Source organism: Acinetobacter sp. YH12072, from assembly GCF_013419565.1.
In the GTDB taxonomy this organism is placed as follows: domain Bacteria; phylum Pseudomonadota; class Gammaproteobacteria; order Pseudomonadales; family Moraxellaceae; genus Acinetobacter.
The window spans coordinates 54362-71746 of record NZ_VOZV01000004.1 but is presented as its reverse complement, the minus strand read 5'-3'; the positions used below and the strand labels follow the sequence as shown (position 1 = coordinate 71746).

The window sequence follows — 17385 nt, the reverse complement described above, 5'->3', positions numbered from 1 at the left end:
CCAGACTAAGTGCAGTTTAATCATTCAAAATATTTAAGAAGTTAAGCTGATCAGATTCTTATGGATAGATTTGTCTTTGTTTATTTATTATTTTTCCCATAAAAAAACGCCCCGTGGGGCGTTTTCTGAAGCGGTCAATTAAGCAGTTTTGACTGCAGCTTCTACTGCAAGCATATGACCATTTTCTTCAAAGTTAGAGTGCCAAGACAATGCTTCACGAAGCAGGTGAGGGGTATGGCCACCTTTCGCACATGCACGGTCGAAGTAGTCATTCAATGCATCACGGTACATTGGGTGGGCACAGTTGTCGATGATCGCACGTGCACGCTCACGTGGCGCCAGACCACGAAGATCTGCCAGACCTTGTTCAGTCACAAGGATATCAACATCGTGTTCTGCATGGTCGATATGTGAAGCAAACGGCACTACAGAAGAGATATCGCCACCTTTCGCGATTGATTTGGTTACGAAGATCGCCAAGTGAGCATTACGCGCGAAGTCACCTGAACCACCAATACCGTTCATCATTTTGGTACCACATACGTGAGTTGAGTTCACGTTACCGTAAATATCAAACTCAAGTGCAGTGTTTATGCCGATAATACCTAAACGGCGTACCAGTTCAGGATGGTTTGAAATTTCCTGTGGACGTAATACCAGTTTGTCTTTGTAGTGCTCAAGGTTGTTAAATACTTTTTCGCCATATTTAGCAGAAAGTGTAATAGAAGAACCTGAAGCAAACTTCATTTTACCGGCATCGATCAATTCAAACGTACAGTCTTGTAGTACTTCTGAGTACATGATCAAGTCTTCGAAGTTTGAATCTTTCAGACCCGTCAATACGGCGTTTGCAATGGAACCGATCCCTGCTTGAAGAGGTCCGAGGTTTTTCGGTAAACGCTCTTCAGCTACTTCTTTTTCAAAGAAAGCGATCAAATGGTTAGCAATGCTTTGAGTCTCATCATCTGGTGCAGTTACAGTAGATGGAGAGTCGTGCAATTCGCTGTTAAATACAATACCAACAATTTTAGATGGATCGATATTGATCGCATGCGTACCAATACGCTCATCAACTTGAGTCAATGGAATCGCTTGACGCGTTGGACGATACGTCGGGATGTAGATATCGTGCAAGCCTTCAAACGCTGGGCTTAAATTCGTGTTGATTTCAACAATCACTTTCTCGGCAAAAATTGCAAAACTTGCAGAGTTACCTACAGAAGTTGTTGGAATGATGCCGCCATCTTCAGTGATCGCAACCGCTTCAATTACCGCCACATCAGGTTTTTTCAACTGCTGGTTACGCATCTGCTCAACTGTTTCAGACAAATGCTGATCGATGAACATCACTTCGCCTTTGTTGATCGCTTTACGTAAAGTGCTATCGACCTGGAATGGTAAACGACGTGCCAATACGCCTGCTTCAGTCAGTTGTTTGTCTAGATCGTTCCCTAGTGATGCACCTGTGATCAACGTGATTTTCAGTGGATTTGCTTTTGCGCGTTGTACCAAAGCTAAAGGAACCGCCTTCGCTTCACCAGCGCGAGTAAAGCCACTCATACCCACAGTCATACCATCTTCGATGAATTCAGCAGCTTGTTCAGGGCTGATGACTTTGTTGTGTAGGGAGGCTAAACGGATACGATCTAAAGACATTTCAACTCTCATAAATTCTTAAATAATGATACGGATTGTACCGATCAAAAAATGTATTTTGCATAGGTGTTAGGCTAAGGTCTAATTTTTTAGCTAAATGTAGGTATAATGAAAAATGATGTTTTTTAAATGATTGAATTATTGAAAATTAAAATGAATTGTATAGAAATACTAAAAAGTCGTTTGTTGCTTTTATGATCACTTACTAGAAGTGATCAGTGAGCGTTTGACGAATTTTATCTAAGGTGGTTGGGGCAGCGGGTGCCTCGGAATCTGCTGTTTTCAGGGGTAAGGCGATAATGGCTTCCAGACCGCCTTCAGGCCGATTCTGGATATGCAGCTCACCTGAGTGAATATCAACAATACGCTTGACAATTGCCAGACCCAGACCACTGCCTTGTACGGTACGCGCAGAATTTCCACGAACAAAGGGTTGCATCAGTGCTTCAATCTGGTCTTCTGGAATCCCTTCACCATGATCGGCCACACTGATCATCAGTTTATGGTCCTGCACATAGGCCGCCAGCTCGATCGGTTCCGCACCATAGCGTTTTGAGTTGTTGATCAGGTTACCAATCAGGCGTTTCAGCGACATGCTGCGTACCTCAACCAGCGGTATCTCTTGAGGTGTAAAGCGAATATCAAGTGGCTTAAACTGCTTGACCAGTTCCTGCAACAGTACATTGACATTGGTTTCTTGCAGCTCTTCATCGGAACCATCCCGCATATAGGAAATGAACTGGTTCAGAATGGCATCCATATCCTCGACGTCATAAATCAGGCCTTCCTTGAGAAAGTCTTCATCCGGCATCATTTCTGCGCTAAGACGGATACGGGTCAACGGTGTACGCAGGTCATGTGAAATCCCCGCGAGCATGATTCGACGATCACGCTCGGTTTGATCCAAGGTATAAATCATCTGGTTAAAGGCATGATTCACCTGACGGATTTCCAGCGGACCATGATTGGTATCCAGATAAGGAGCGGAACCATTTTTACTATAGCTGTTTGCTGCATTCTGCAAGCGGCGTAAAGGACGGTTTAGCTGACGCACCAGGGTCAGGATAATAATGCCAGCAATGAGTGGCGTACCCAACAGCCAGCCTAGAATCAGTTCAGGACTATAGTTGGCATAGGTTTTAAGAGGCTCACGTACCCAGTTGCCATTCATTTCTGGAGTTTGAATCCAGATGCGTGGACTTGGCTTGAACTGGAAATAAACGGTTGCCTGTTCGATTCTTAATTCTTTGGCCAGTTTGGTTTCAATCTGGTTAGTAAAGAATTCGGCAATGACCTTGTCTTTTACATTCGGATATTCAGCCGGATTGGTGACATATTCGATTCCGATCCGGTTTTTGAGCCAGGTATCAATATCGACTTCCTGTTCTTTATGATAAAGACGCAGGTCCGGATTATTGAGAATTTCCAGCTCCATGGCCAGATAACGCGCGTGTTGCTGAATTTCAGGTAAATAAAGTGTGCGCCAGAAAAACCAGATTGACATGAACAGGCTGAAACAGACCACAAAGACCACCAGTACAGTGGTTCGCATTGCTGCAGAGCGCGGTTTGATTTTGTCCAGAAAGCGTTCCCAAGGGGTGCGTTTTTTTTCTGAGTAGCTGACAAAATCGGTAAATTTTTGTGGGTCGATGGGGTCGAGTTTCACTGAGCAATCCTGTGCTATGACTTCAGCAAATTATTATGAGTTGATTAAAAGGCCTTATCACACCGGAGTCAAACCATCTGTAATTTAGATATAGGTTGAAACCTTCGGTTCGACCTACTTTTGTTTCGGCAAAAGTAGGCAAAACCATTTTCATTCGCAAAACTCGTCAAATTGCGGCAAGTAATCAATTTATCGCAGAAACATTAGAGATGAATACCTCCTGCCTCAAACAGTTGCGAATGAATTTGTCACGTAATTAAAAACTAAATTGATAGACGGACGAATATTTTACTTTCTTCTAATAAGAAAATTATTCAGCACCATCTGGAACAAACACATAACCGACACCCCAAACGGTTTGAATATAACGCGCACGGGCAGGGTTTTCTTCAATCAAACGACGTAAGCGTGATACCTGAACGTCAATTGAACGTTCCATCGCACCCCATTCACGGCCACGTGCCAGATTCATCAGTTTGTCACGCGTTAAAGGTTCACGTGGATGCTGAACCAGCGCTTTCAATACCGCAAATTCACCAGTGGTCAGGGTCACTACCTGGCCCTCACGAGTCAGAGTACGAGTGGACAGATCCAGTGACCATGGGCCGAACGACACCACTTCCATTTGCTGGCTAGGAGCGCCTGGCACTTCACGAACTTGACGACGCAAAACTGCACGGATACGTGCCAGCAATTCATTTGGATTAAATGGCTTAGGCAGGTAATCATCGGCACCGGCTTCCAGACCCGCAATACGATCCGAATCGCTACCACGTGCAGTGAGCATAATAATTGGAATATCAATATTCGACTGGCGTAGGCGACGACAGATGCTGAGGCCGTCTTCTACAGGCAGCATAAAATCGAGCACAATCAGAGAAAACAGTTCCCGCTGTAATAGTCGATCCATCTGGGTAGCATCATGCGCAGTTTTAACGACGAAGCCTTTATCTTCAAGGAAACGTTGTAACAGGGTACGCAGACGCACATCATCATCGACAACCAGGATGCGCTCGACCCGGTCGGTTTCGGTATGTACAGCATCGGGTTTTTCAGCAGGTACCACTAAACTCATGAGGTGCTCCTTTATTCTTTATTGTCGTCATAAACAAAAAATGAAATATGCTTTGAGTATACGATTCATTACTATTAATTGACTATGCTCTAAAGCATCAAATATTGCAGTTAAAATCAAGACATAGATACCAAATATATACATCTATATGCGAAAAAAATCGTCCCGGAACAAGAATAAAAAGCAAAGTTCATGCAAACTTTAGTGGAAAAACTGGAAAACGATCGTATACGGTTATCTGAAGCTTATATAAATTAATAAAAACAATGGTGGATTTTATAGACCTGGTCTTTATAATCATGCCATTTAGTACTTATCCTTGTGGGATCAAACACGATGACTGACTTAGTTCAGCAGTTGGCAAAAGAACTTGCCGTACGTCCAAATCAAGTAGAAGCTGCCATCAAACTGATTGATGAGGGTGCCAGCGTTCCTTTCATTGCACGTTACCGTAAAGAAGTAACGCAGGGCTTAGACGATACGCAACTACGCCAGCTCGATACACGTTTATCGTATTTGCGTGATTTATATGAACGCCGTGAAAAGGTGATCGAATCACTAAAAGAACAAAATAAATTATCTGATGATTTATTGGCACGGGTGAATGCGGTAGAAACTAAAAATGCCCTAGAAGAAATTTACGCACCATACCGTCCAAAACGTACCAGCAAATCGTTTAAAGCCAAAGAAGCCGGTTTAGGTCCGATTGCAGAAAAAATCTTTACTGAAGCCGTGGATCCAGCAGAAGCTTTAGCGGGCTTTAGCCATGAAGATTATCCAGATCAGGAAAGCCAGCTCAATGCGATCCAGCATATCCTGATTGATGACTGGGCGCAGAATATTGCGTTGACCACTGAGCTTAAAGCAATGTTTGCTAAAACTGCCGTGCTGAAAAGTCTGGTCGCTAGCGAAGAGAAAAAAGAAGTTGGTAAAAAATTCCGTGATTACTTCGATTTCTCTGAAAATCTGAACAAGGTACCTTCTCATCGTTTATTGGCAATGCTACGTGGCCGTCAGGAAAATGTACTGGGCCTTAAAGTAGATGGTGAAGATGATGCACCATTGGCACGTATTGAAACTGAATACAACCTGGATACCATTCAGCCGCAATCCCGTCAGGATTTCTTAAAGCATACTGCGAAACTGTTCTGGCTTGGTAAAGTTCGTCCAACGATCGAACATTCATTATTGACTGAAAAACGTCTGGCTGCTGAAGCTGAAGCAATGCAGGTCTTTGCTGAAAACCTGCGTCATCTACTGCTTTCTGCGCCTGCAGGTGCACGTACGACACTGGGCGTAGATCCTGGTATCCGTACTGGCGTAAAACTGGCAGTGGTGAATGAATCAGGTGATGTATTGGCACATAGCACCATTTATCCATTTGCACCGAAAGATGATAAAGAAGGTTCACAGACTGAATTGGCACGTCTTTGCCGCGAATTCAATGTTGACCTGATTGCAATCGGTAATGGTACGGCAAGCCGTGAAACTGAAGCATTGGTTGCTGAAATGATGGCTGCAAATAGCGACCTGAAATTGACTCGTGTTTCTGTTTCAGAAGCGGGTGCTTCTGTTTACTCAGCATCTGAACTGGCTTCTCAGGAATTGCCTGAACTGGATGTATCGATCCGTGGTGCAGTATCAATTGCGCGCCGTCTGCAAGATCCATTGGCTGAACTGGTGAAAATCGATCCTAAATCCATTGGTGTAGGTCAGTATCAACATGATGTAAACCAGACCGGTCTGGCAAAAACTCTTGAAGCAGTAGTTGAGGACTGTGTGAACTCGGTCGGTGTGGATGTAAATACTGCATCTGCTGCGATCCTGGGTTATATCGCAGGTCTGAACAAATCAATCGCGCAGCAAATCGTGGACTTCCGTAAAGAAAATGGCCGTTTTGACAATCGTCAGGATCTGAAAAAAGTGCCACGTCTAGGCGAACGTACTTTTGAACAGGCAGCGGGTTTCTTGCGTATCCAGCAAGGTTCAGAACCATTAGATGCTTCTGCAGTTCACCCTGAGTCTTATCCACTGGTATCTAAAATTGTTGAAGCGAAAGCAACGACTGTTAAAGACATCATTGGTAATACTGAAATCATTCGTCAGGTCAATGCTGAAGAGTTTGTGGATGATAAATTCGGTCTGCCAACCGTTCAAGATGTTTTAGCTGAACTGGAAAAACCAGGCCGTGACCCACGTCCAGAATTCCGTACCGCAAAATTCCGTGATGATATTACTGAAGTGGCTCAATTGACTGAAGGCATGCAGCTGGAAGGCGTAGTCACCAATGTGACTAACTTCGGTGCTTTCGTGGATGTTGGTGTACATCAGGATGGTTTGGTACATATTTCTGAATTAGCCAATGAATTTGTGGCTGATCCGCATAAAGTGGTAAAACCAGGTCAAATCGTACAAGTTCGTGTACTGAACGTTGATGTGGAACGTAACCGTGTCAATCTGTCGATGCGTCCTGAAGGTTCGGAAGCGCCAGCGAAAGCACCACGTCAACCACGTCGTGACAATGAGCAACGCGGTGAGCGCAAGCCACAAGGTAAACGTCCACAGCATGCGCGTCCGCAAGGTGATCGCCCGCATGGCAAAAAACCTCAAGCGACTAAACCACAAGAAAATAAAATTGGTGGTTTAGGGGCATTGTTATTGCAAGCAGGGATTAAAGGTTCGAAATAATCTTTAGGCTCTAAACGAAAAACCTCCCAAAAGGGAGGTTTTTCGTATCGACAATATTAAAAAATCTCAAAGAATCTAAAAATGCTAAGAAGTTATTATCAAAGTTCCATCCAAGATTTTTTATCTAGCTCAAATGACTTAATCTTAGGTAATTTGGCACAGCATCATGAATTTGCACTTGAAGATTTACAGAAAAATGCTTGGTTAGCACAAATAGATATTTTAAAAGCAAATTTAGTTGGTATAGCAAAGGGTCATCTTTACTTTGAGTACAGCATTCCTCGAATGGGGAAGCGTGCTGATAATATTCTGATTATTCGTAATTTAATCTTTGTTATTGAGTTTAAGGTTGGGGAAAGTTTTTACTCTACAACTGCAAAAAATCAGGTGATTGATTATTGCTTGGATTTAAAGAATTTTCATTCACAAAGTCATGATAAAAAAATTATTCCAATTCTTATAGTTACTGAAGCGGATACACAAGAGATCATTTGGGAGGATGTAGATGATCTTGGAGCACCCATTTGTTGTCATCAGTACAATTTAAACCAAATGATTCTACAGGCTCTTGCGCATTATGATGTGGGTATGGACATTAATATCCAAGAGTGGAATCAAGCCAGCTATAGACCGACACCCACAATCATTGAAGCAGCGAAAGCACTTTATCAAGGACATCAAGTTGAAGATATTTCCAGAAGTGATGCAGGGGCGATTAATTTAAAAATAACTTCAGCACGTATTGAACATATTATTGAAACAACAAAAGAAAAACGACATAAGGCAATTTGTTTTCTTACAGGAGTACCGGGTGCTGGAAAAACATTAGCAGGGCTGAATATTGCTAACCAGCGACTAAAAAAAGACGAATCAGAACATTCAGTTTTTCTCTCGGGCAATGGCCCACTTGTTGATGTGCTAAGGGAAGCGCTGATTCGACAAACAGTCGAAACAGCAAAAACTGAAGGTCAACTTGAAACCAGATCAAGTGCTGAAAGAAAAGCAAAAGCTTTTATTCAAAATATCCATCACTTTCGAGATGAGTACTTAAGGTCATTAGAAGCTCCTATTGAAAAGGTGGTAGTATTTGATGAGGCACAAAGAGCTTGGCGCAAAGAACAAGTTTCTAACTTTATGAAGCAAAAAAAGGGAATTCAGAGCTTTGATAAATCTGAACCACAATTTTTGATTGAGGTAATGGATCGGCACACAGATTGGTGTGTGATTATTTGTTTGATCGGTGGCGGTCAAGAGATTAACACTGGAGAAGCAGGGGTTATCGAATGGTTAGATGCTTTACAACAGCATTATCCTGAATGGCAGATTTATTATTCTGAGAAAATTTTAGAGGATCGTGTCTATATACAAGATCAAAGCCGAAAGCATCATTTAATTCAGTATGGTAATAAAGAACCTGATTTACATTTGGCGGTATCAGTAAGGTCGTTTAGAAGTGAAAGAGTTGCTGAACTTGTCCAAGCAATTTTAGATGGGGATGCGACGAAAGCACAACATATTTATAGCCAAGTTATAGAATCCTATCCAATTGTTTTAACAAGGAACTTGGAAAGAGCCAAGTCGTGGCTAAAACAACAAGCTAAAGGGACAGAGCGTTACGGCATGGTTGCGAGCTCAGGCGCAAGAAGACTCAAAGCAGAGGGGATTGATGTTAAAAATAAAATCACACCATCTGATTGGTTTTTGAATTCTACAATTGATGTACGTTCTTCATATTACTTAGAAGATGTCGCCACAGAATTTGATGTTCAAGGATTAGAATTAGATTACTGCTGTGTTGCGTGGGATATTAATTTTTACTTTAAGGATGGTTGGTGTTATCAAGCATTTAAAGGAACAAAATGGCAGAACATCAATCAGATGGAAAAGCAAAAATATCTACTGAATACTTATCGTGTTTTGTTGACTCGTGCGCGTCAAGGAGTGGTGATTTACCTACCGAATGTAGATGATAATGATTGGACCAGACCGAGTGAATTGTATGATTCAACATATCAATTTTTAAAAGCCTGTCATCTCAAAGAAATTTAAAAAAAGCCTCCCAATCGGGAGGTTTTTTATTTTGGATTAACTATTAATAATCGGAACAATCCAGCTGGTAATAATCAATAAAATACCCAGATGTCCCAGTTTACGTGTCACATAAACCAGTTTAGACGGTGGTTGTTCTAGCTGTTTAGCATACTCTTCCATGGTGATGCCTTGTTTGCCTTTACTGGTATATAAAAACACACCCAAATCCAGACAGATCAGAATGGTGCCAATATCTGCCACCAGTTCCATCAGCTCAAATTGCTGGGTATACAGCGACATGGTAACGCTATAAATCAGATAAAGTCCAAAGGCTATACATGCATATTGCAGGATCACTAAAAATTTCTGCATAAATCTCAACAGTTCAAAAAATTAAGGCAATTATACAAACAATTCGGACAGACTGCGCCCATTACAGACTTTGCATCACATCGGCAAAATTCTGCTTCTCGACTAGTTCCAGAAATTCATCTCCCAAGCGCTGACTTTCTGCAATACATTGCTTCCAGAGCTGAATCCGCTGGGCTTGATCCAAACCTTTCAAAGTAAAGTCCTTACGATCCGGTAAACGACCCAAAGGCAAACTTTGCAAATATTCCTGAGAGGGTGAAATTAGCAAAGTTCGTGCCTGATTTTCCGGGCGTGCCGTGCGTTTAAACAGTTTATCGAACCAGCCGGGAGTAATGCTGTCAGTAAAATGCGGATACAGCACGATGCCTTTGCTCTGGAAAGGCAGGTCAATATGATAGTCAATCAGACCGCCATCGCGATAATAACCTTGCGGTGCATCCGGAATATTATTGACTGCTGCCATCACGCCCGGAATAGAGGCAGAAGCCATCAGCCAGGACAAAACACTTTGCTCAGTCAAGGCGTGATAATGTGTAGTAAATCCATCATCGGCAATTTTAAACTGTTCACCGGTATTCGGCTGGCTAATCACACGTTGCATAAAATGGCGGCTATGTTTACGCGCTACAGCGGTAGTTCCCACAATGCCAGCTACAGAGGCGAGTAGGGGGAGCGCCTTGTCACTCTGGAAAATGTGCTGGGCTTTAATCGACAATACCGTCAGATGATAATCTGGATGATTCACCAGATCGGTTTCTTTGCCTTGTACCAGATCCAGCAGCATGCCACGACAAACGTCACTGACTTCTTGGCGAGTCATTTTCTTGTGAAAGTACAGATGGGTATACAAGTCGGCAAGACGTTCAGTGCCTGCTTTGGCTCCCCACGCCGCGACACTGGCAAAACGCCAGCTGCCAATGGATGAACCGACTAGCGTTCTACGCTGAGGGGCACGGGGGAAAAACTCGCCAAAAATGGCCTGATCCAGTCCCTGAATGCCAATACCCTTGGGGCCACCTGCAGCACCCGGCACAATATCGACCTGTTCGGGTTGCAAACCTTCTTTCAGAATCAGCTCACGAGCCTGATGCCCAGCGCGGATTTTCAGAGCAGGCGCATGTTTTTGTAAAATCTGCATAAAGGTTCAACCCATATTTGACCAATGAGGACATATTTTAAGCATCTGGTCACAAAGCCCAATGGCAAGATATACCCTAAGGTGACTTTGCAGTCATAGGGAAGGAGAAAAATAAAAAAACCTGAACAATGTCAGGTCTTTTAAGAAGGTTATTTCAGTTATTTTGCAATCCGCCAGACTGCGAGTACGCTTGCCAGTACGATCAAAATCACTGACACAAACCATGGTGAAATGATCGCAATTGAAAGCAGGATAGCCATGATGCTGCCAAAAATCCAGCTACGTTTTTGCTGATGTTCCATTTGCAGGCGCATGCTTTGCAATTCATTAAGCTGCTTGGCATGCCAGGCGGACTGGTTTTTCAGACCGTTCAGGCTGTCGATCATCAGGGTCGGTAGGTCCTGCGCGCCCAAAAGCAGATCCGGGATTTTTTGTCCGAGTTCCTTGATATTCTTTTGCGGATTCATCTGGGCTTTGACCCAATCGGTGAGGATGGGTTTCGCCAGACTCCAGATATCCAGTTCAGGATACAAGTCTGTTCCCAGACCTTCTACATGAACCAGCGTTTTCAGTAACAACATCAGTTGTGGCGGGATTTCCAGATGGAAACGACGGGCGATGTCCATGACCTGAATCAGAATCCCGGCAAAATCCAGTTCATGCATCGGCTTGGAGACCATTGGACCCACGGTGCGACGCATTTCGCGTGCTAGCGCGTCCTGATCGGTACCCGGTGGAATCCAGCCGGCCTGATGCACAATCTGAATCAGCTGCATGAAGTCGCTGTTCATGACCGCCAACAGCATACGTGCTACGGTCATCTGGTCATGCTTAGACAGCTCTCCCATAATCGCGCAGTCCAGCGCAATAAAGCGCGGATTGGCCGGATTGATAGTTTCGACAAAGACATTGCCTGGATGCATGTCCGCATGGAAGAAGTTGTCGCGGAAGACCTGAGTAAAGAAGATAGTTAAACCTTTACGTGCCAGATCAGCACGGTCCATACCCAGTTCATCAAAGGTGGCAATATCTGAAATCGGAACACCGGTAATCCGTTCTGCTACTAGCACGTCCTTACTGTCCATGTAAACTTCAGGCACATACATCATGCTGGAGCCAGTGAAGTAATGACGCATACGGCGGGTATTGTCCGCTTCCAGCGTCAGGTCCAGCTCATTCAGAATGATCTGGCGATAGTCCTGAATAATTTCAGACAAATGCAGGGCACGCGCTGCCTCCAGACGCTTCTCCAGAAAATCACCCAGCCAGCTTAGAATTTCAAAATCCTGCAAGATCTGCTGTCGAATATTCGGACGGGTCACTTTGACGACCACTTCACGGCCATCATGCAGGGCTGCGGTATGCACCTGTGCAATCGAGGCGGCTGCCAGTGGCTGAACATCAAATCGGGCGAACAGGGTATTTACATCCGCTTTTAAGGATTCCTGAATACGCATCTTGGCGATATCATTATCAAAGGGTTTGACCTGATCCTGTAACAGAACCAGTTGTTGCAGCACTTCAGGTGGAATCAGGTCACGACGGGTCGAAAGTAACTGACCCAGCTTGATTGCCAGTGGTCCCATTTCTTCCAATGCCAGTTTCAGCTTGAGCGGGTTTTTACGCTCACGGCTGGACCAGGCTGCCGGATGCATACGGATCAAAGATAAAATATGTCGGGCTTTCTCAGGAAGTTCTTCCGCAGGAAACAACGTGTCGAGTCTATAGTGCGCGGCGATGCGCCAAAGTTCGAGTAAACGTGAAACATGCGGAATCATAAAGCGGTGTACCTAGTATTGAGAAGGAATATGAGGTGTAGCAGGAGTAAATGGCTGATCAGTAGAATCGTCAGATTCAATCTGTGCCTGAAGCTGACGGATTTTGGCTTCGACGCGATCCAAATTCTGGTTCAGGATACGGGTATCCTGATTCAGGTCATCCATTTGCCAGCGCGGGGCAAAGAGACCACTATCTTCTTTCAGGGCATCTTCAGCGAAAAATAACTGGCTTTGCAACGTACGCTTCAAATATTTTGGCGCAAGTTGCAATTTGCCGATTTCATGTGCCAGCGCAGGGCCAATCCAGGGACTTAAATGCGCCGCCAGATCAGGTTCAGCCTGCTGCATAATACGCTGGATTTCTTGCAGAATTTTATAGTCACCTTGCAGCGGAATATTGCCGACTTCATCAGCAAGCAGCAGCTTAAGCAGCTCTACGACATTATTCACCTGTAGCGTCGCCGTTGCTTCAGGAATTTGAGTACTATTGGCTTCATAAGGGCGCTGTTCAAAAATCGAAGATTCTTCAGTATGACCGGTTGGCGTTGGTTCCAGACGAACCTTGCCCTCATCAAAGAAGACATCGACGGACAGCTGCGGTGAAGTAATGACCACCCGCAGCATTTTGCCAGCCAAAGTATTGAGCTGAATGCGGGTAATCGCATCCAGATCAATCATATGATGAATCAGGCGTTCAACAGCACCGAGGGCGAGAAGTGACCACATATCGGGTACGACCCTTAAAGCTTGAAGCCACGGTGAACGGCAACGATACCACCGGTCAGGTTGTGGTAATCACAGTTCTGGAAGCCAGCATTTTCCATCATGCCTTTTAAAGTACGCTGGTCTGGATGCATACGGATTGATTCAGCCAGGTATTTATAGCTTTCTGAATCATTCGCCACGATTTTACCCATGATTGGTAAAGCGGTGAATGAATACAGGTCATACAGTTTTGAGAATGGCTCGAAGACTGGTTTAGAGAATTCCAGAATCAGTAAACGACCGCCTGGCTTAAGTACGCGATACATCGCAGCCAGTGCTGCATCTTTATCGGTGACGTTACGCAGACCAAAAGAAATCGTTACCAGATCAAAGCTGTTATCGGCAAATGGTTCTAATGTTTCCGCATTCGCCAGAACGAAATCAACATTGGTACAGCCGGCATCAATCAGACGGTCACGGCCAACATTCAGCATGGATTCGTTAATATCAGACAGTACTACATGACCGGTAGGGCCCACTTCACGGCTAAATACTTTGGCCAGGTCGCCTGTACCGCCCGCAATATCCAGCACATGCTGGCCACGGCGCACGCCTGACATATTAATCGCAAAACGTTTCCACAGACGGTGAATGCCGAATGACATCAGGTCATTCATGATATCGTATTTGCTGGCCACCGAATGGAATACTTCAGCCACTTTCTGGGCTTTTTCGTCACTGCTCACAGTCTTGTAGCCGAAGTGCGTGGTTGGACCGACGTTACCGGTATTGGCACCGCGTGGCAGGTTATATTTAGGGACAGTTCCAGTCACAGGCGTATCGGTCAGGCGTTGTTCTAGAGATTGTTGCTGACCTTGTGGAGCGCCTTGCGGAAGCGGAGTGGTTAAGAATGGGCTCACTTTGTCTGTCTGTTGTGCCGACTCGGGTGTAGGGGTAGGCGTTTGATTTTCATTCGACATTGGAGTCACTCCTAACATATCAATCGGGTTAATCTTGCATTGCCTGCATAATGACAGATTCTTGAATGTTATTCAGCAATCATGATGCAATTGTTATGAATAATATACAGAAAAATAGGAATATGGGCGGAAATCTTCACTGCCAGTGATCGAATAATTCATATGATTTATCACTGGCGATGGCCTGCCCTAAAAACCTGAAAATATCAGGATCAGGCAGGACTGCAAGCCTTCCTCATCATGGATGGGAAAGGAATCTATTATTGGAATGGTGTTGGATCACCTGAATGCACCTTCTCAATAATGCCGCGTTCAATTGCAGTAAAGTCATGCACGAATTTTTCTGCCGATTTTAACGGTTTCATGGCCTGGAAACCGTCCTGCATAAACTCATACATCACCTGAAAATGATATTTATTGGCTGCGCCTTTACACATCTTGAAGGCGGTATAAACCACAAAGGAACGCATATATTTATCCAGGCTAACACCCAGCTGATCCAGCAATGCCAGCTGTTTCAAGCGCGCCTCACCCTGATCCAGTTTCAGATAGGTCACACGCATCATTTCATCGGTCAATGGTGCGTTGGCAGGATAATCCTCTAAAAGCTGGATTGCGACCTGTTCATCCAGCTGTACCGCCAGAATCGCCAGTTCGACACCTGAGGTTCCGGTTTTCAGGGCATTTTCCGGAATCATTTTTTCTGCCTTGTGCGCATATTTCATCAGTCGGGCAATCTGCTCGGCCAGTGCGTCGAAGTCCGGGCCACCGTAGAGCCGGTTCAGGAAATATTCGGCCATCAGCTGGTTATTTTTTTCAGAAAAATACTGATGATGGCTACGCTGCATCCGTGCCTTTTGCCATGCCTGCACATCCTGTAAACGGCTTAAAATTTCAGGCTGAGTGTGATACTTCAGCTGATAATACTGTTCTAAGAGTTCATCTAATCGGGCAAGTTTGGACATGTATTTTCAAATATGATTTTTCGATCTCAGAATCTTAGAGGGTGTGGCGCAATCTCGCTATGACAAATTGAACAATGATTCCTTATTTGAATGTCAATTTGCTGTTTAAACAGACAATCTAATCGTGTGAAAAACGTTGCTAATGCTATTTTTGCGTTCAGACTCCTCGCTATACTGCCCACAAGAATAAAAGATGAGGGATCTCCATGCGTACAGAAGAACAAATTTTCCAGTTAATGGATGAAGACGAGCTATCCCTTGTATTGATCAATGCCCAGTATGATCTGAGAAAAACCCAAGGTCAGAAAAATGGCAAAAGCCTGATTGTTCTGGTCAATGGAATCGAGCTGGCAGGTAAGGGCGAAGCAGTCAAACAGTTACGTGAATGGGTAGATCCTCGTTATTTGCAGGTGAAGGCCGATCAGCCGCAAGTATTAGGAGAAAAACAGACCTTCTGGCAACCCTATACACGGTTTATTCCTGCCCAAGGCCAGATCATGGTCTTGTTTGGTAACTGGTACAGCGATCTGCTCAGAACCACCATGCAGACTGGTGCCATTGATGATGCCCAGTTTGATGCCTATCTGGAAGATATGCGTGTCTTTGAGCAGGATCTAAAAAATAACTATGTTGATGTGGTCAAGGTCTGGTTCGACTTGCCTTGGAAAACGCTACAAAAACGCCTGGATCAGATGGATCCGAGTGAAATGCAGTGGCACAAACTGCATGGCCTGGACTGGCGCGACAAAAAAAAGTACGACACCGTGCAGCGTTTGCGAGAGCGGTTTACTAAAGACGACGACTGGCTGATCATTGATGGAGAAGATGAAAAACGGCGTGACCAGCAGTTTGCGCAGCATATTTTGCAGGCGCTAAGACATTGCCCGAATCATCCGGTTCGAGCCAAAGGACGATGGAAGCAAGCCAAAATTCCAGAATTATTGCAGCATCCTTCGCAAGAGCTTGCCAAGACAGAGGACTATAAGGCGGAACTGAAAAAACTGTCTCCTCAGGTGGCCAAGGCGCTGCGCTCAGACCCACGCAATGTGATTTTGCTGTTTGAAGGGATGGATGCAGCAGGCAAAGGCGGAGCGATCAAGCGGATTGTGAAAAAGCTGGATCCCCGTGAATATGAAATCCAGACCATCGGTGCGCCCGAAAAATATGAACTGAATCGTCCTTATTTATGGCGTTTCTGGAACAAGCTGCAAACTGATGATGATATCTGTATTTTTGACCGTTCCTGGTATGGTCGGGTGCTGGTAGAACGGGTAGAGGGTTTTGCCAGTCCGGCAGAATGGCAGCGGGCCTATGATGAAATTAACCGTTTTGAACAGAGCCTGATTAACCATCAAACCGTAATTATTAAATTCTGGCTGGCGATTTCCCAGGAAGAGCAGGCCGCCCGTTTCAAGGCGCGTGAAGACACCCCACATAAGCGCTTTAAAATCACTGATGAAGACTGGCGTAATCGGGAACGTTGGGATGATTATTTAGAAGCAGCAGCCGACATGTTTGAACGTACGTCGACAGAACAGGCACCGTGGCACATTATTGCCACTGATGATAAAAACACCGCTCGGGTCGAAATTTTAAAAACAATTTTAAAGCAGCTTCAGGCAGATTAATCTGCCTGAGTTTTGAAAAGTTTGGGGATAAAAAATGGGGCGGGAAATTTATTTGCCTTGAGCAATCTGTTTTTGCTGAATATTTTTTGCTGTGCGATAGCAATCTTCCACATGCGCTTCAGCAATTTTTTTCATGACAAAATAACCGAGGCTCGCGGCTACCAGTTGACCACCGAGTGGAATGAATTTTGTGACTTGCTTTGTGATCACTTTCGCTGCAACATTGTTCAAAGATTTTTTGACTGCTGTACGTGCTACCACCAGACCGGAAAACTCGATTCCGCGTTTACGCAGTTCATTCCAGTGCACCTGTTTGGTTGCAGGATCAAACACACTGATCTGTTCAGGGGCCAGACCAAAGCGGGCATTGATCTCCGGAATCAGTTGCGACAGAATGCCGACATCAATGACCACGTCCAGAAATGGCACCGGAATCACAGCTGCTCCGGCAGAATAATAGGCACGTTTTTTGGTTAGCTCTAAGCACTCGTTGCGAATTCTGTCTAAATCTAAACTTGGATCGATACGATCTGGAATTTTGTCTAATTTCATGGGCATTACCTAAAGCTAGATGTTGTTTTTTTCTGTTCAAACATCAATAAGATGCTTTTTTCAAAGAACTTTTTTGACTGAAGTATGAGTTTTAAAGTGACATAGACAGTTCGGTAAGTATAGTAAATAATCTTTATCATTTTGTAGTACT

The 17385-nt window shown here is 44.4% G+C and carries 13 protein-coding genes; 3 read left to right on the top strand and 10 right to left on the bottom strand.

From position 1 onward, the window contains the following. Positions 1 to 138: 138 nt before the first annotated feature. The 3 genes from FTU19_RS03095 to ompR form a co-directional block, all read right to left on the bottom strand. Positions 139 to 1656, bottom strand: a complete 1518-nt coding sequence (locus tag FTU19_RS03095; protein WP_180052879.1) for an acetyl-CoA hydrolase/transferase family protein — start codon at positions 1654 to 1656, stop codon at positions 139 to 141. 205 nt (positions 1657 to 1861) lie between these two features. Then, positions 1862 to 3322 carry an ATP-binding protein gene (locus tag FTU19_RS03090; protein WP_166134779.1) on the bottom strand — a complete coding sequence of 487 codons (1461 nt, stop codon included), beginning with the start codon at positions 3320 to 3322 and terminating at the stop codon, positions 1862 to 1864. A gap of 310 nt (positions 3323 to 3632) precedes the next feature. Continuing rightward, a complete protein-coding gene (ompR, locus tag FTU19_RS03085; RefSeq protein ID WP_004781707.1) occupies positions 3633 to 4397 on the bottom strand; it encodes a two-component system response regulator OmpR in 765 nt (254 codons plus the stop codon). Between the two features lie 336 nt (positions 4398 to 4733). On the opposite strand from ompR, the gene FTU19_RS03080 reads away from it, so the two are divergent. Continuing rightward, a complete protein-coding gene (locus tag FTU19_RS03080) occupies positions 4734 to 7085 on the top strand; it encodes a Tex family protein (RefSeq protein WP_180130071.1) in 2352 nt (783 codons plus the stop codon). Positions 7086 to 7166: 81 nt separating this feature from the next. Continuing rightward, the gene (locus FTU19_RS03075) at positions 7167 to 9134 is read left to right on the top strand and encodes a DUF2075 domain-containing protein (RefSeq protein ID WP_180130068.1); all 1968 of its coding nucleotides are present in this window, start codon (positions 7167 to 7169) and stop codon (positions 9132 to 9134) included. Positions 9135 to 9170: 36 nt separating this feature from the next. Here FTU19_RS03075 and FTU19_RS03070 read toward each other — a convergent pair whose 3' ends face one another. From FTU19_RS03070 to FTU19_RS03045, 6 genes are all read right to left on the bottom strand, one after another. Next, positions 9171 to 9488 (bottom strand): hypothetical protein, encoded by a 318-nt coding sequence (locus tag FTU19_RS03070; RefSeq protein ID WP_034703563.1) that lies wholly within the window; start codon positions 9486 to 9488, stop codon positions 9171 to 9173. A gap of 61 nt (positions 9489 to 9549) precedes the next feature. Further along, positions 9550 to 10626 (bottom strand): patatin-like phospholipase family protein, encoded by a 1077-nt coding sequence (locus FTU19_RS03065; RefSeq protein WP_180031123.1) that lies wholly within the window; start codon positions 10624 to 10626, stop codon positions 9550 to 9552. A 158-nt stretch (positions 10627 to 10784) separates the two neighbouring features. Continuing rightward, positions 10785 to 12404, bottom strand: coding sequence for an AarF/ABC1/UbiB kinase family protein (locus FTU19_RS03060; RefSeq protein WP_180025234.1), 1620 nt, complete (start codon positions 12402 to 12404; stop codon positions 10785 to 10787). Positions 12405 to 12416: 12 nt separating this feature from the next. Then, positions 12417 to 13130: an SCP2 domain-containing protein gene (locus FTU19_RS03055; protein WP_180025235.1), complete on the bottom strand. Its 714-nt coding sequence runs from the start codon at positions 13128 to 13130 to the stop codon at positions 12417 to 12419. Positions 13131 to 13144: 14 nt separating this feature from the next. Next, complete coding sequence (ubiE, locus tag FTU19_RS03050) at positions 13145 to 14089, bottom strand: bifunctional demethylmenaquinone methyltransferase/2-methoxy-6-polyprenyl-1,4-benzoquinol methylase UbiE (protein ID WP_005232491.1); 945 nt, start codon at positions 14087 to 14089, stop codon at positions 13145 to 13147. A gap of 260 nt (positions 14090 to 14349) precedes the next feature. After that, complete coding sequence (locus FTU19_RS03045) at positions 14350 to 15054, bottom strand: hypothetical protein (protein ID WP_180025236.1); 705 nt, start codon at positions 15052 to 15054, stop codon at positions 14350 to 14352. Positions 15055 to 15260: 206 nt separating this feature from the next. On the opposite strand from FTU19_RS03045, the gene FTU19_RS03040 reads away from it, so the two are divergent. Beyond that, on the top strand, positions 15261 to 16682 hold the full coding sequence (locus FTU19_RS03040) for a phosphate--AMP phosphotransferase (protein WP_180025237.1): 1422 nt from the start codon (positions 15261 to 15263) through the stop codon (positions 16680 to 16682). A gap of 48 nt (positions 16683 to 16730) precedes the next feature. Here the strand turns inward: FTU19_RS03040 and FTU19_RS03035 are convergent, their stop codons facing one another. Continuing rightward, on the bottom strand, positions 16731 to 17234 hold the full coding sequence (locus FTU19_RS03035) for a hypothetical protein (RefSeq protein WP_159123426.1): 504 nt from the start codon (positions 17232 to 17234) through the stop codon (positions 16731 to 16733). Positions 17235 to 17385 lie beyond the last annotated feature (151 nt).

What these genes read in the sequence shown, in the direction of transcription:
- FTU19_RS03065 (WP_180031123.1), bottom strand. Translation starts at nt 10,626, where the DNA reads ATGCAGATTTTACAAAAACATGCGCCTGCTCTGAAAATCCGCGCTGGG.
- FTU19_RS03080 (WP_180130071.1), top strand. Translation starts at nt 4,734, where the DNA reads ATGACTGACTTAGTTCAGCAGTTGGCAAAAGAACTTGCCGTACGTCCA.
- FTU19_RS03035 (WP_159123426.1), bottom strand. Translation starts at nt 17,234, where the DNA reads ATGAAATTAGACAAAATTCCAGATCGTATCGATCCAAGTTTAGATTTA.
- FTU19_RS03070 (WP_034703563.1), bottom strand. Translation starts at nt 9,488, where the DNA reads ATGCAGAAATTTTTAGTGATCCTGCAATATGCATGTATAGCCTTTGGA.
- ubiE (WP_005232491.1), bottom strand. Translation starts at nt 14,089, where the DNA reads ATGTCGAATGAAAATCAAACGCCTACCCCTACACCCGAGTCGGCACAA.
- FTU19_RS03045 (WP_180025236.1), bottom strand. Translation starts at nt 15,054, where the DNA reads ATGTCCAAACTTGCCCGATTAGATGAACTCTTAGAACAGTATTATCAG.
- FTU19_RS03040 (WP_180025237.1), top strand. Translation starts at nt 15,261, where the DNA reads ATGCGTACAGAAGAACAAATTTTCCAGTTAATGGATGAAGACGAGCTA.
- FTU19_RS03075 (WP_180130068.1), top strand. Translation starts at nt 7,167, where the DNA reads ATGCTAAGAAGTTATTATCAAAGTTCCATCCAAGATTTTTTATCTAGC.
- FTU19_RS03060 (WP_180025234.1), bottom strand. Translation starts at nt 12,404, where the DNA reads ATGATTCCGCATGTTTCACGTTTACTCGAACTTTGGCGCATCGCCGCG.
- FTU19_RS03055 (WP_180025235.1), bottom strand. Translation starts at nt 13,130, where the DNA reads ATGTGGTCACTTCTCGCCCTCGGTGCTGTTGAACGCCTGATTCATCAT.
- ompR (WP_004781707.1), bottom strand. Translation starts at nt 4,397, where the DNA reads ATGAGTTTAGTGGTACCTGCTGAAAAACCCGATGCTGTACATACCGAA.
- FTU19_RS03095 (WP_180052879.1), bottom strand. Translation starts at nt 1,656, where the DNA reads ATGTCTTTAGATCGTATCCGTTTAGCCTCCCTACACAACAAAGTCATC.